General features: G+C 60.9%; 11 protein-coding genes. 5 read left to right on the plus strand and 6 right to left on the minus strand.

Annotated elements, in window-relative coordinates; all coding sequences use genetic code 11:
- Window positions 1-8: 8 nt before the first annotated feature.
- The 6 genes from BUE09_RS00535 to mreB form a co-directional block, all read right to left on the minus strand.
- Window positions 9-3809: a YhdP family protein gene (locus BUE09_RS00535; protein ID WP_073298783.1), complete on the minus strand. Its 3801-nt coding sequence runs from the start codon at window positions 3807-3809 to the stop codon at window positions 9-11.
- A gap of 49 nt (window positions 3810-3858) precedes the next feature.
- A complete protein-coding gene (gene rng / locus BUE09_RS00540) occupies window positions 3859-5316 on the minus strand; it encodes a ribonuclease G (RefSeq protein ID WP_073298784.1) in 1458 nt (485 codons plus the stop codon).
- An 89-nt stretch (window positions 5317-5405) separates the two neighbouring features.
- Window positions 5406-5996 carry a Maf family protein gene (locus BUE09_RS00545; protein WP_073298785.1) on the minus strand — a complete coding sequence of 197 codons (591 nt, stop codon included), beginning with the start codon at window positions 5994-5996 and terminating at the stop codon, window positions 5406-5408.
- A 79-nt stretch (window positions 5997-6075) separates the two neighbouring features.
- Entirely contained in the window at window positions 6076-6564 is a 489-nt protein-coding gene (gene mreD / locus BUE09_RS00550; protein ID WP_073298786.1) for a rod shape-determining protein MreD, read from the minus strand.
- Window positions 6561-7577, minus strand: a complete 1017-nt coding sequence (gene mreC / locus BUE09_RS00555) for a rod shape-determining protein MreC (protein ID WP_073298787.1) — start codon at window positions 7575-7577, stop codon at window positions 6561-6563. Before mreC ends, mreD begins: the two co-directional genes overlap by 4 nt.
- A 97-nt stretch (window positions 7578-7674) precedes the next feature.
- The gene (gene mreB / locus BUE09_RS00560; RefSeq protein ID WP_019342600.1) at window positions 7675-8712 is read right to left on the minus strand and encodes a rod shape-determining protein MreB; all 1038 of its coding nucleotides are present in this window, start codon (window positions 8710-8712) and stop codon (window positions 7675-7677) included.
- A 303-nt stretch (window positions 8713-9015) separates the two neighbouring features.
- On the opposite strand from mreB, the gene gatC reads away from it, so the two are divergent.
- The 5 genes from gatC (at window position 9016) to BUE09_RS00585 (ending at window position 13870) form a co-directional block, all read left to right on the plus strand.
- The gene (gatC, locus tag BUE09_RS00565) at window positions 9016-9303 is read left to right on the plus strand and encodes an Asp-tRNA(Asn)/Glu-tRNA(Gln) amidotransferase subunit GatC (RefSeq protein ID WP_073298788.1); all 288 of its coding nucleotides are present in this window, start codon (window positions 9016-9018) and stop codon (window positions 9301-9303) included.
- Window positions 9304-9317: 14 nt separating this feature from the next.
- Complete coding sequence (gene gatA, locus BUE09_RS00570; RefSeq protein WP_073299452.1) at window positions 9318-10769, plus strand: Asp-tRNA(Asn)/Glu-tRNA(Gln) amidotransferase subunit GatA; 1452 nt, start codon at window positions 9318-9320, stop codon at window positions 10767-10769.
- A 10-nt stretch (window positions 10770-10779) separates the two neighbouring features.
- The gene (gatB, locus tag BUE09_RS00575) at window positions 10780-12225 is read left to right on the plus strand and encodes an Asp-tRNA(Asn)/Glu-tRNA(Gln) amidotransferase subunit GatB (protein WP_073298789.1); all 1446 of its coding nucleotides are present in this window, start codon (window positions 10780-10782) and stop codon (window positions 12223-12225) included.
- Between the two features lie 152 nt (window positions 12226-12377).
- Window positions 12378-12758, plus strand: coding sequence for a septal ring lytic transglycosylase RlpA family protein (locus BUE09_RS00580; protein WP_019342596.1), 381 nt, complete (start codon window positions 12378-12380; stop codon window positions 12756-12758).
- 29 nt (window positions 12759-12787) lie between these two features.
- Entirely contained in the window at window positions 12788-13870 is a 1083-nt protein-coding gene (locus tag BUE09_RS00585; protein ID WP_073298790.1) for a calcium/sodium antiporter, read from the plus strand.
- Window positions 13871-13894 lie beyond the last annotated feature (24 nt).

Below are 13894 nucleotides of genomic sequence, written 5' to 3' on the forward strand. Positions count from 1 at the left end.
AACGGGGATCAGTTAGGCTTTTCGAAGGGCTTGTCGAAGGTGATTTTTGGCGACTTCCACGGCCCCTCGACGTTGTATTGGACAGTCGCAAAACGAGCGACCTTATCGCCGAGCAGTTTATCGACTACGAATAACGCTCCGCCGACAGCCGGCGCACCGACAATCAGCGCAGCCAAAGGCAAATTGTTGCTGACCGGTAGTGTCACCAGCAGCTTGGCGTCGATGCGATCCTCGACCAGATCCAGCCGACCGTTCAGCTCTAGGTTGCTGGAGGGCCCGACAACTGTCAGCGGCTCAGTCGTTACGTAGACGCCCTCTGTCGCACGCATTTCAGCCTTGATCTGGTCGTAGCTCAGGCCTTTGCTGAACAGATCGGAAAAATCCAGCCGTAGCCGCCGGCCAATCGAATCGAAATTCAGCAGACCGAAGACCCGCAGCGCCTGCGCGCCACCGTCCACCTCTCTGAGCTGCCCCTTGCGCAACCTTGCATCGAGCCGACCGGAGAACCGATTCAAGGCGAAGAATGCCGGTGAGCCGGACCAACCGCCATCCACATTCAGCCTGAAATCCTCGCTGGTGGTCGAAGGAGCGAAGCCCCATGCCAGCAGCACATCAGCAAGATTGCCACCCTCCAGGCGCCCCTTGTACCAGGTGCGCGCGCCATCCCAACCGCCGCCACCTCTGAACTCAAGCCCCTTGAGATTCAGATCGAGGTCCTGAAACGCGACCCCGTCGGCGCCGGGCCGCATCTTCAATGTGCCCGAGCCCAACAACTCGTCGCCTCGAAACAATTCGTCTACCGAGACATCCACTGCAGGCAGGTCCTTCGGATCGACACCAGCCAGGCGATCCTGCGGCGGCGCGTCACCTTCCTTTGGCTCGGCTGCGGGAAAGCGCAAACGCAAGAGGTCCAGCACGATCGGCCTGTCCTCGGCATCTGGCAAGCGGACGTTCCCCGCCACGGTCTCGCTCTGCAAGCCAAGCAGCCATCCCGCAGAACGACGCCGCAAATCGACACTGAGATTGTCGACTTGTGTACCGAATCCGGAAAAAACGCCTATCTCGAGCTGAGCTCGTCGTAACATCGAGCTACCTGGGTTTGTCGCCGCGCCCGCATATTGATCGCTCAACGCCTGCCACTCGCTCAGATCAAACCGCGGCACGCTGCCACGCACGTAGAATCCTTGGTCGGTGCGCAGGTTCGCTGCGGCGCCACCGAGCACCAGCTCGCCGCCCCCCTCGCGCCAGTTTTCACCTGGCGCAACAAAGGTGAGAGCTGCAAGCGCGTCATATCGGAGCGTATAGCGCTGTCGCTCACCGCCAAACGTCATTCTCAATGTGGTGTCGCGCCGATCTCCAGCTGATTTACCGAAGGGTGCAGGCAACGCCAGCGAGGTTCCCAATAGCGAAGAATCAACCTGCAGATGATTGTCGGCGCTGCTCAGAAAGAGACTCAAGCGGACAGGTAATTGCCCCGAAACGGGGACGGTCTGTTCGATCTTTCGCCATGCCAACAGGGGTGACACACCTACTGTTCCTGCCGCCTCGATTCGTGTGGATGGCGTATCCGGCGCGCCGGTCGCGGTCGCCCGGCCCTTGATTGCACTGCCCAAAATACGGCCGCTAAACGCCTTTGCGCTGAATCCACGCTCGCTTTCATAGCGGAAGTCGCCCGCCAGCGCATCAAACTGCAAATCCGCCTGTGCAATAAATAGAGAAGCAGCGGTGGTGGAGAACTCGGCATCAACCTGAGGTCGTTCGCCTTTGGCCAGTGGAATACCCAGCCTGAGTGTGCCGGTCAGCGGCCCATCGCCGTGCCAGCCAGCGAACAACGTACTCGTGCCGATTGGCGCCACCTGCATCAGCGTCAATGCATCCCGAACGTGGCCGTCCACCTGACCGTCGATATCCAGCTTTGGCGGCTGACCGTCGTGGCTGTGCAGGACTTCAGCCGTGGCGTCGTGGACACGACTGTCGAGCATGCGCGCCTCGGCAAGGCGAACCCGCACGCCGCTGTTTTCGATGAGCACTTCTCCGCGCCCTTCGCGCAACACCGGCCAACCGGGCTGGAACGCCAGTTCGGCGTCTTTCACCTTGAAATACAGGCTCAGGCTGCGCGCTGTAGCGGCTGCTCCACCGGCCAGCGCCCCCTGATACTGGAAATAACCCTGCTCAACGGTGCCGCTTCGAATCGCCGTATTGAGCCACTCGGTCAACGCCGGGCTTAGCGCCGGCGAACGTGTCGGCAGGTATTTCTCGGTATAGCGCGCATCTCCGTCCGTGAGACCAACACGCAGATCCATGTAGTCCTCGGCCGCGGGGTCGTGCATCAGACGTATCAAGAAATCGCCGGCGATATCGCCTTCGTCGCCCTCCACCTGCAAGTAAGGAGCAGCAAGGGTGACCGCCTTATCATCAAGGGTCCAACGAAAGGTCCCACGGGCACGCCGGTAGTCCCAGGGACGTGGAAACAGCTTGGCCAGATGCAGCTTGAAATCACGGTTATCGAAACGCAGCTCTCCACCGCCCAGATTGCCTTTTACCGCGCCGCTCACATTGCGTATCGCCGGAACCCATTGATGCGCAGCGATACTGATCGCATCGAGATTGGCAGTGAATGCCAGACGCTCGTCGCCGGCCACCGCTGGCCGGTAGTCGATCTGAAGATTGCGGAGCGTTCCGCTGGGCGCAAGACCCCTCAGATATTCGCGGGCTCGCTCGGGCAGCGGCATCATTGCCTGGACCAGTTCAGCCACCGGGGCGACAGCGATGCGGTCAGCCAGTAGCTGCCAGCTACCATCAGCCATGCCCTGCTTGGCGACCAGCGTCGTATCCAACCAACGTTTTTCTTCGAAGGTGAAGGCCAACCCGTCAAGCTGGAGCCGATAGCCATCGTTCGCCCGATCAAGGTAAGTGTTCACCACCAGATCCTCTATCTGCACCGGATCATGTGGCAGCCGAGCCAACCGCAACGCCGGTGCATTCAGCCGCGCCACCGCCCGGGACAGGCCGCGATTGCGCCAGTCGAGCCACACCTCCCCACCCGCCTGGAGTTGTTCGAGATTCCAGCTGCGGGTCAGACTCGCCGGCAACCAGACAGCCCAATCACTTTGCGGCAGGCTGAGGTACAGCTCAGCCTCACTGGCCGCCCAGTCGGTCTGCTGCACACGCGCCTCGCCATGCAAGCTCAGAGGTTGGCCGTCGGGCAGCAGCAGACGGCCATCCAGCGTCAGACGCTGCCCCAGGGTTCGCACTTCGAGGTTGGCATAGGTCAAGGTCAGCGGCGGTTCGTTGTGCGCCTCGAGGGTGATCTGGCTGTCCAGCAGTCGAAGGTGCCCGATGCTTTGCAACTGGCCCACCAGTTTCTGCAGATCCGGCGGTGGCTGATCGCCACGCTCGGGCAGCCCGTCCACCTGCCATTTACCGTCAGCTGTTTGCACCAACCCGAGGTGAAGGCCGGCAAACTCCACGCTATCCAGCTTCAGCTGTCGCGTCACAAGACTGCCGGAAACGTCAGGGACCAATGCCAAGCGATCCAGCCGTACCGCCCCGTCGCCCGCACCTAGCATCACGTTGTGTGCCACCAGCTGCGGAGATAAACCCTGCCAACGGCCTTCCAGTTGGCCAAGCGTAACCGGCATATTGAGTAGGTCGCGAGCCGCGTCCTGTACCTCAAGGCGATATTCAGCCGCCAGCGGCACCAGTTGCCGACCAAGGCTCACATAGAGCGCGAGCAATATCAGACCCATTGCACCCAGCCAGAGACTGCGGCGCAATGCGGCGAGTACGAACGCCAAGAGACGACTCATACGGAAACGCCTCGCAGACTCACGCCCGAACGGTCAGGCTTGTATCTAGTCAGAGCAGCACCACGTCGTACTGTTCCTGGGAGTACATCGTCTCCACCTGAAACTTGATCGAGCGCCCGATAAAGCTTTCGAGGTCGGCGACGTTGCCCGACTCCTCGTCTAGCAGCCGGTCAATGACCTTCTGATTCGCCAGTACCCTATAGCCTTCGGGCTGGTACGCGCGCGCTTCACGGAGGATCTCGCGGAAGATCTCGTAGCAGACGGTTTCCGGGGTTTTCAATTTGCCCCGTCCTTGGCAACACATGCAGGGCTCGCACAACACCTGTTCAAGGCTTTCGCGGGTGCGTTTGCGGGTCATCTGCACCAGACCAAGCTCAGTGATGCCGATGATGTTGGTCTTGGCGTGATCGCGCTCCAGCTGCTTTTCCAGCGTACGCAGCACCTGGCGCCGGTGTTCCTCGTCTTCCATATCGATGAAATCAATGATGATGATGCCGCCGATATTGCGCAGCCGCAGCTGGCGTGCAATTGCTGTCGCGGATTCGAGGTTGGTCTTGAAGATTGTTTCTTCGAGGGTTCGATGCCCGACGAAGGCTCCGGTGTTGACGTCGATGGTGGTCATCGCTTCGGCCGGATCGATGATCAGGTAGCCGCCGGACTTGAGCATGACCTTGCGCTCGAGCGCCTTCTGGATCTCGTCCTCCACGCTGTACAGGTCGAAGATCGGCCGTTCACCCGGGTAATGCTCAAGATGCTCACCCAGCTCAGGCATCAACTCGCCGACGAACTGGCTGACTTTCTGGAAGTTCTCCCGCGAGTCGATGCGAATCTTCTCGATACGCGGATTGACCAGATCCCGCAGAGTACGCATGGCCAGCGACAGGTCTTCATAGATGACCGAAGGCGCGCCGGCGGTTTTCATTTGCCCGTCGATCTGTTCCCACAAGCGGCGCAGGTAACGGATGTCCATCAGGATTTCATCGCTGCCGGCCCCCTCCGCTGCCGTGCGCAGAATGAAGCCACCGGTTTCCTTGATGCCTTCTGCCGCAACGCACTCAGCGACAACTTGCTTGAGTCGCTCGCGCTCGCCTTCATCCTCGATACGCAGAGAAATCCCGACATGGCTGGTTTTGGGCATGTACACGAGGTAGCGCGAAGGGATCGACAACTGGGTCGTCAGCCGCGCGCCCTTGGTACCGATCGGGTCCTTGGTGACTTGCACGACCAGCGCCTGCCCGTCATGGACCAAGGCACTGATAGGTTCGACCGCGTTGCCTTCGCGACTGGAGATTTCCGACGCATGGATGAAGGCTGCACGCTCCAGGCCGATATCGACGAAAGCCGCCTGCATGCCGGGCAACACCCGCACTATCTTGCCTTTGTAGATATTGCCAACGATGCCCCGGCGCTGGGTGCGCTCGACATGCACCTCCTGCAGGACACCGTTTTCCACCACCGCCACCCGTGACTCCATGGGGGTGATGTTCATCAGGATTTCTTCGCTCATTATTATTCTCGGCCGATGGCGGTGGGGATAGCAGCCGAAGCTGACGAGTTGGCTCGATTCTAACGGCATAAGCAGCCAAGCCACAGGCTCTATACCGAGCTTTTACACCAGTACGGAACTCCGTATGCTTCGAGCAGCTGGGCTGTTTCACACAACGGCAGACCGACCACGGCCGAATAGCTGCCTTCCAGCGCACTGACGAAGACCGCGCCCCAGCCCTGAATCGCGTAGCTGCCGGCCTTATCCTGCGGTTCGCCACTGGCCCAGTACGCCTCAGCTTCGTCGAGACTGATCGGACGGAATCGCACCCGGCTGGTAACCAGACGCACCTCGCAGCCCGACCGATTGGCCAATGCAACGGCCGTCATGACCCGGTGCTCACGTCCGGATAATGCCTGCAGCGTTGCCAGCGCATCCGCCTTGTCGACTGGTTTACCCAGGATTCGCTGATCCAGTACGACCGTGGTGTCTGCTCCCAGTACACAGGCCGAGTCGTCGCTGACGAGCGACAGGCCGGCCAAGGCCTTCTCCCGCGCCAAGCGCTGAACATAGTCGTCAGGCGTTTCCGCCGCGCTGGGCATTTCGTCGATGGAAACAGACAGAAGGGAGAATGGAACGCCGATCTGGGTCAGTAATTCACGGCGTCGTGGCGACGCGGAGGCGAGAAACAAAGTGGACATGCTGGCTCCCTGGTGGACGAGCGCAGCAGATTCACACATCCGGACAACGACCGAAAGCCGCCCAGCGTGGACGGAAGGCTCAGTAAACGTTGAAGCGCCGCCGCGCCCATTCCAGGCCAACGAAAACCCAAGGCCAGAAGAGTGCACTCACCGGCACAGGCACCAGGAATAGGAGCGTCGGTGGACGATTGCCAGTCAGTGTATTGAGCCACAACTGCACCAATTGGCCGATACCCAGAATCACCAGCAGCACCAAGCTTTGCTGCAGTAGGGGAAACATGCGAAGGCGCTGCTGCAGACTCAGCACCAGAAACGTGATCAGCAGCAGCGGCAAGCCGTTCTGCCCAAGCAGAGTCCCAGACAACACGTCCAGCATCAGCCCAAAGAAAAAGGCCGCGGCCATCCCGCCGCGATGCGGCAGGGCAATTGCCCAATAGGCGATGAACATGCCGAGCCAGAGCGGACGTGCCAGGCCGAAACTTTGGGGCATGGGGGCCACGCTGAGCAGCAGCGCGAACAATAGCGACAGCCAGATAACCCAACCGTTGTTTGAACGACCGTGGATCATGGCCGTTCCTCCGGTTCCGGTTCCGGTTCTGGCGCTGGAGCTGGCGTCGGCGCATCGGTCGATGTTGATGCGGCGGGCTCGACGGAAGCCGGCGGCTCCGATGCGGGACTTTCGGCAGCTGCTCCCTCTTCTGCCTGGCGGTCGGCGGACTCCTGGGCCTGGGCAGCAGCCGTGACCCGCTCTTCAGGCGTTCTCGAGTCGCTGAACACGAGCAACAGGTAACGGCTGCGATTGAGCATGGCGGTGGGAATGGCACGAACGATCAGGAAGGGCTGACCTGAGCCCCGCACCACCTCAGTGACCTGGGCGACCGGATAGCCACTGGGAAACCGTTGCCCCAAACCGGAACTGACGAGAAGATCGCCTTCCTTGATGTCCGCCGTCTCGGCGACGTGACGCAACTCGAGGTAGTCCGGGCTGCCCGTACCGACCGCGATGGCACGCAATCCGTTGCGGTTGACCTGCACCGGGATGCTGTGGGTCACATCGGTCAACAACAACACCCGTGCGGCGTAGGGCATGACCTCGACGACTTGCCCCATCAAGCCGCTGGCATCGAGCACCGGCTGGCCAAGAAATACGCCGTCGCGCTCGCCCTTGTCGATCAGGATGCGATGGGTGAAAGGATTTGGGTCCAGGCCGATCAGCTCGCTGACGATCACCTTGTCATCGACCAGCGCGGCAGAGTTGAGCAGCTCGCGCAGACGCACGTTCTGCTCCGTCAGCATCGCCAGCTTTTGCAGCCGTCGCTGCATGAGCAGCGCTTCGGCCTTCAGCTTCTCGTTTTCGGCCACCAGGCTGGTGCTGCTGCTGATCTGTTCGGTCGCCCGCTGCCAGGTACGCACCGGCAAATCGGCTAGCCAATAGAAAGGCGTGAGAACTAGCCCCATTTGACTGCGCAGAGGCTTCAACGTATCGAAGCGCGCATCCACCACCATCAGTACGACACAAAGCACAGCAAGCACCAGCAGGCGCACACCGAGCAAGGGTCCTTTGGCAAATAGTGGTTTGATTGAGCAATCCTCGCAGCTGCAGGCTTCAAACTAAACGCGACAAGCCGAGAGCAGCATCCTGCTATCGGCTTGTCGCTTGGAGCTTACCGCTTCTGGCTCACTCGGTGGACAGCAGGTCCATGGCGTGACGGTCCATCATTTCCAATGCACGGCCACCGCCGCGCGCCACGCAGGTCAGCGGCTCTTCAGCGACGATGACCGGCAAGCCGGTTTCCTGTGCCAGCAGCTTGTCCAGGTCACGCAGCAGCGCGCCACCGCCGGTCAGGACCAGGCCGCGCTCGGCGATATCGGAAGCGAGTTCCGGCGGGGACTGCTCCAGAGCGCTCTTGACCGCTTGGACGATGGTTGCCAGGGATTCCTGCAGTGCTTCGAGGACCTCATTGGAATTGAGGGTGAAGCTGCGCGGCACGCCTTCCGCCAGGTTGCGGCCACGGACGTCGACTTCACGGATGTCGTTGCTGGGAAAGGCAGTTCCGATTTCCTGTTTGATGCGCTCGGCGGTGGACTCGCCGATCAGGCTGCCGTAGTTGCGGCGCACGTAGGTCACGATGGATTCGTCGAAACGGTCACCACCGACGCGAACGGATTCGGCGTAGACCACGCCATTCAGCGAAATCAGGGCGATTTCGGTGGTGCCGCCACCGATATCCACGACCATGGAGCCGCGTGCTTCGTCTACCGGCAGACCGGCACCGATGGCGGCAGCCATGGGCTCTTCGATCAGAAACACTTCACGCGCGCCCGCGCCCAATGCGGATTCGCGAATCGCACGACGCTCAACCTGGGTGGATTTGCAGGGGACGCAGATCAACACACGCGGGCTGGGCTGCAGGAAGCTGTTTTCGTGAACCTTGTTGATGAAATACTGGAGCATCTTTTCGCAGACACTGAAGTCGGCGATGACGCCATCTTTCATCGGGCGGATGGCGTTGATGTTACCTGGCGTACGACCCAGCATGCGCTTGGCGTCGGTACCCACGGCGACAACACTTTTCTGGTTGCCATGGGTACGGATGGCAACGACCGAGGGCTCGTTCAGGACGATGCCGCGATCGCGCACATAAATAAGGGTATTGGCAGTGCCCAGGTCGATCGACAGATCGCTGGAAAACATGCCACGCAGTTTCTTGAACATGGGAAAAGGGCCCTGGGGCAAACGCGTGGGGAAAAAAGTGCCGCAAACTCTAACAATGGTGCGAAGTTAGGGCAAGGCGAGAGTCCGCGGTCATCGGGCTATACGTGAGCCATTGCGCGAAATGCTTGGCATCTCTGAAAAACCCCGCAAGCCGCAGCCGTGCTACCGAGAAGCCCCTCAGGCATGTAAGATTGACGGCTTTTCCGGGCTCGAATGCCCACCGCTGCGGCTCGAACCCGCCGCCCCTCGTCGGCCTTTGCCGACGAAAGGCGCACCCGACTCGCTTCCCGCTGGAGAATCCCGATGGCGCTTGAACGCTCCGAGGTGGAAAAGATTGCTCATCTGGCCCGCCTGGGTCTGAATGAAGACGATCTGCCCCGCACCACCGAGACCCTGAACAACATCCTCGGCCTGATCGATCGCATGCAGGCCGTGGACATCACGGGCATCGAGCCCTTGGCTCACCCCCTGGAAACCAGCCAGCGCCTGCGTGCCGACGCGGTCACCGAAACCAACCAGCGCGACGCCTACCAGGCCATCGCCCCGGCCGTGGAAGACGGCCTGTATCTGGTTCCGCGGGTGATCGAGTAATGAAGGACGCCAACATGCATCAATTGACCCTCGCCGAGATTGCCCGCGCACTGGCCGCCAAGCAGTTCTCCGCCGAAGAGCTGACCCGCTCACTGCTTACGCGAATCCAGCAGGTCGACCCACAGCTCAACAGCTTTATTACCGTCACCGAAGAGCAGGCCATCGCCCAAGCCAAGGCCGCCGACGCACGCCGCGCCAGCGGTGAGAGCGGTACGCTGCTTGGTGCGCCTATCGGTCACAAGGACTTGTTCTGCACGCAGGGCATTCGCACCAGCTGCGGCTCGAAGATTCTCGACAACTTTCAAGCACCCTACGACGCCACGGTCGTCGAGCGCCTCTCAGCGGCTGGCGCGGTCTCGCTAGGCAAGCTGAACATGGACGAATTCGCCATGGGTTCTGCCAACGAGTCGAGCTACTACGGCGCAGTGAAAAACCCCTGGGACATGAGCCGCGTACCCGGCGGTTCCTCTGGAGGTTCGGCCGCCGCGGTGGCGGCGCGCCTCTTGCCTGCCGCCACCGGCAGCGACACCGGCGGCTCGATCCGCCAGCCTGCAGCGCTGACCAACCTGACGGGCCTCAAGCCTACCTACGGCCGCGTTTCGCGCTGGGGCATGATCGCCTACGCTTCCAGCCTCGACCAGGGTGGCCCGATTGCCCGCACGGCAGAAGACTGCGCCTTGATGCTGGGCGCCATGGCCGGTTTCGACCCGAAGGATTCGACCAGCGTCGATCAGCCGCTGGATGACTATCTTGCCGCGCTGGAAAAGCCGCTTTCAGGATTGCGCATCGGCCTACCGAAGGAATATTTCGGCAGCGGCCTGGACGCCAAGATTGCCGATGCCGTGATGGCGGCCGTCGAAGAGCTGAAGAAGCTCGGCGCCACGGTGAAGGACATCAGCCTGCCCAACATGCAGCACGCGATCCCTTCCTATTATGTAATCGCGCCGGCCGAGGCCTCTTCGAACCTGTCGCGTTTCGACGGCGTTCGCTTCGGCTACCGCTGCGAGAACCCGGTGGATCTGACCGACCTCTACAAGCGCTCCCGTGCCGAAGGCTTCGGCGACGAAGTCCGCCGTCGAATCATGGTCGGCACCTATGCCCTGTCCGCCGGCTACTACGACGCCTACTACCTGAAGGCACAGAAGATTCGTCGCCTGATCAAGAACGATTTTGTCAGCGCCTTCGAGGAGGTCGACGTGATCCTCGGCCCAACCACGCCGAACCTGGCCTGGAAGCTTGGCGAGAAGAACAACGACCCGGTCTCGGCGTACCTCGAAGACATCTACACCATCACGGCCAACCTCGCCGGCATCCCGGGCATCTCCATGCCGGCCGGCTTCATCGACGGCTTACCGGTGGGCGTGCAATTACTGGCGCCGTATTTCCAGGAAAGCCGCTTGCTCAACGTTGCTCATAAGTACCAACAGGTCATCGAGTGGCACAAACAAGCACCGAGCGGATTCTGAGGACGAACACATGCAATGGGAAACCGTGATCGGGCTGGAAATTCACGCACAGCTCGCAACCCAGTCGAAGATATTCTCCGGCAGCGCCACCACCTTCGGCGCCGAGCCCAACACCCAGGCCAGCCTGGTTGACCTGGGCATGCCCGGCACGCTGCCGGTGCTCAATGCCGAAGCCGTGCGCATGGCCTGCAAGTTCGGCCTGGCCATCGACGCGGAGATCGCTGAAAAGAACGTCTTCGCGCGCAAGAATTACTTCTACCCGGACCTGCCCAAGGGCTATCAGACCAGCCAGATGGACCATCCCATCGTCGGCAAGGGCTTCCTTGACATTACCTTGGAAGACGGCACGCAGAAGCGCATCGGCATCACCCGCGCGCATCTGGAGGAAGATGCCGGCAAAAGCCTGCACGAAGACTTCCAGGGCATGAGCGGTATCGACCTGAACCGCGCCGGTACGCCGCTGCTGGAGATCGTCTCCGAACCGGACATTCGCTCAGCCAAGGAAGCGGTCGCCTACGTCAAGGCCATCCACGCGCTGGTGCGCTACCTCGGCATCTGCGACGGCAACATGGCTGAAGGCTCGCTGCGCTGCGATTGCAACGTCTCGGTTCGGCCGAAGGGCCAGGCCGAGTTCGGCACCCGTGCCGAAATCAAGAACGTCAACTCCTTCCGCTTCATCGAGAAAGCCATCAACCACGAAGTGCAGCGGCAGATCGAACTGATCGAGGATGGCGGCAAGGTGGTGCAGGAAACCCGCCTGTACGATCCGAACAAGGACGAGACGCGCTCGATGCGCAGCAAGGAAGAAGCCAACGACTACCGCTACTTCCCCTGCCCCGATCTGCTGCCGGTGGTCATCGAGCAGCACTTCCTCGACGAAGTGCGCGCCAGCCTGCCGGAACTGCCGGTGGAGAAACGCGAGCGTTTTCAGCGCGAGTTCGGCCTGTCCGTGTACGTCGCCGACGTGCTGGCCGCCAGCCGCGAGATGGCCGATTACTTCGAAGCGGTGCAGCGCGTCTGCGGCGATGCCAAGTTGGCCGCCAACTGGGTGATGGGTGAACTGTCCAGCCTGCTCAACAAGGACAACCTGGACATCGAGCAGTCGCCAGTCTCAGCTGAGCAGCTAGGCGGTATGATTCAGCGCATCAAGGACAACACCATTTCCGGCAAGATCGCCAAGATGGTCTTCGAGGCCATGGCCGCGGGCGAAGGCTCGGCCGACGAGATCATCGAGAAAAAAGGCCTCAAGCAGGTCACCGATAGCGGTGCGATCGAGAGGATGCTCGACGAGGTGCTCGCCGCGAACGCCGAGCAGGTCGAACAGTACCGCGCCAGCGACGAAGCCAAACGCGGCAAGATGTTCGGCTTCTTCGTCGGCCAAGCCATGAAGGCCTCGAAAGGCAAAGCCAACCCCGCCCAGGTCAACCAGTTGCTCAAGAGCAAGCTGGAAGGCTGACCGATACGGGCCCGACAGGGCCCGTTCCTTTACTGAAGCCAACCTCGCCCGCCGCAACTTCATAGCGAGTGAACGGCCGCGCCCGTTGACGATCCAAAGCTGACGAAACCGAACCAGTAACCGCAGCCTGATCCGTTCAGGAAGGATTGCTTATGCAAACCCGAATACTGACCGCCCCGATCCTGCTTGCCCTCGCCGCCGGCTGTACCGAGTCGCCAGAGGCGGATGCCACTGAAAGCACTGTCGTCCAGAAAGGCGAGGCTTCGTACTACGCTCGCAGTTTTCAAGGAAAGGAAACGGCCAGCGGCGAAACCTTCAACCAGAACGAACTGGTGGCGGCACATAAGACGCTTCCCTTCGACACGCGCGTGCAAGTCACCAACCTGGAGAACGGCAAGCAAGTCACCGTGCGCATCAATGATCGCGGACCTTTTGAACCGGGCCGAATCATCGATCTCTCACGAGTGGCTGCGAATCGCATTGACCTGCTCGAAGAGGGCATCGCTCCGGTAAGGATCGAAACGCTGGACTGATTGCCAGACTGTTTTCCAAAGGACCACTGATGAGTTTTATGACCCTGGCCTACCTGATCGGCGGCCTTGTGCTGCTGGTCGCCGGCGCCGAAGCGCTGGTACAAGGCGCCGCCAAACTGGCTGCACGCTTCGGCATTTCGCCGCTGATCATTGGCTTGACTGTCGTCGCGTTCGGCACCAGCGCACCAGAAACAGCGGTGAGCATCCAGGCCTCGCTGAGCGGCAGCGGGGATATCGCCGTCGGCAATGTGATCGGCAGCAACATTGCCAACATTCTGCTCATTCTCGGCCTTTCGGCGCTGGTCGCGCCATTGGTGGTGTCTCGGCAATTGGTTCGCCTCGACGTACCAGTGATGATCGGCGCTGGCCTGTTGACGTTCGCCCTGGCGTGGAATGGCCGACTCAGCCAGATTGACGGGCTAATCCTGATGGTGCTGCTGCTGCTCTACACAGGTTTCCTGGTGATTGCGAGCAAGCGGGAAGCGCCGGTGCAGCCTGACGAGTTCAGCGATGAATACGGCGCGGACCGTAACGCGACGCCGCTCGGCTGGATTCTCCAGCTGACCCTGGTGCTGGTCGGCCTGGGTTTGCTGATCCTGGGTTCCAATCTGCTCATCGAGGGCGCGGTGGCCCTGGCTCGGGCGTTGGGATTGTCGGAGTTGGTCATCGGTCTGACCGTGATAGCCGTCGGGACGTCCATGCCGGAACTGGCGACTTCGCTGCTGGCGGTCTATCGCGGTGAACGCGACATCGCCGTGGGCAATATCGTCGGCAGTTGCATCTTCAATCTGCTGCTGGTGCTGGGTGCCGGTGCTGCGATTTCGCCCGAAGGCCTGTCCGTTTCGCCAAATGCCTTGGCCTTCGATATCCCGGTCATGCTCGTGGTTTTTGCTGCGTGCCTACCGATTTTCTTTTCCGGCTACCGCATCAACCGCTGGGAAGGCACGCTGTTTTTTGGCTATTACATAGCCTACACGCTGTATCTGGTGATGTTTTCCACCGGCCTGCCGGCAATCAACCTGCTGCGTCACGCAATGACTTGGTACGTATTGCCCTTGACCGCCATTACGCTTTTGGTGATCTTTCTGCGCGCCTGGAAACACCAGCGCTAACCGCCCCTAGTTTCCCTTTCATCT

This window comes from Stutzerimonas xanthomarina DSM 18231, assembly GCF_900129835.1.
Taxonomy (GTDB): Bacteria; Pseudomonadota; Gammaproteobacteria; order Pseudomonadales; family Pseudomonadaceae; genus Stutzerimonas; species Stutzerimonas xanthomarina.

Excerpts from the sequence above, each read along its gene's own strand:
- BUE09_RS00580 (WP_019342596.1), top strand. The coding sequence starts at position 12,378 with ATGCAAACCCGAATACTGACCGCCCCGATCCTGCTTGCCCTCGCCGCC.
- gatB (WP_073298789.1), top strand. The coding sequence starts at position 10,780 with ATGCAATGGGAAACCGTGATCGGGCTGGAAATTCACGCACAGCTCGCA.
- mreD (WP_073298786.1), bottom strand. The coding sequence starts at position 6,564 with ATGATCCACGGTCGTTCAAACAACGGTTGGGTTATCTGGCTGTCGCTA.
- BUE09_RS00535 (WP_073298783.1), bottom strand. The coding sequence starts at position 3,809 with ATGAGTCGTCTCTTGGCGTTCGTACTCGCCGCATTGCGCCGCAGTCTC.
- BUE09_RS00585 (WP_073298790.1), top strand. The coding sequence starts at position 12,788 with ATGAGTTTTATGACCCTGGCCTACCTGATCGGCGGCCTTGTGCTGCTG.
- rng (WP_073298784.1), bottom strand. The coding sequence starts at position 5,316 with ATGAGCGAAGAAATCCTGATGAACATCACCCCCATGGAGTCACGGGTG.
- mreB (WP_019342600.1), bottom strand. The coding sequence starts at position 8,712 with ATGTTCAAGAAACTGCGTGGCATGTTTTCCAGCGATCTGTCGATCGAC.
- gatC (WP_073298788.1), top strand. The coding sequence starts at position 9,016 with ATGGCGCTTGAACGCTCCGAGGTGGAAAAGATTGCTCATCTGGCCCGC.
- gatA (WP_073299452.1), top strand. The coding sequence starts at position 9,318 with ATGCATCAATTGACCCTCGCCGAGATTGCCCGCGCACTGGCCGCCAAG.
- BUE09_RS00545 (WP_073298785.1), bottom strand. The coding sequence starts at position 5,996 with ATGTCCACTTTGTTTCTCGCCTCCGCGTCGCCACGACGCCGTGAATTA.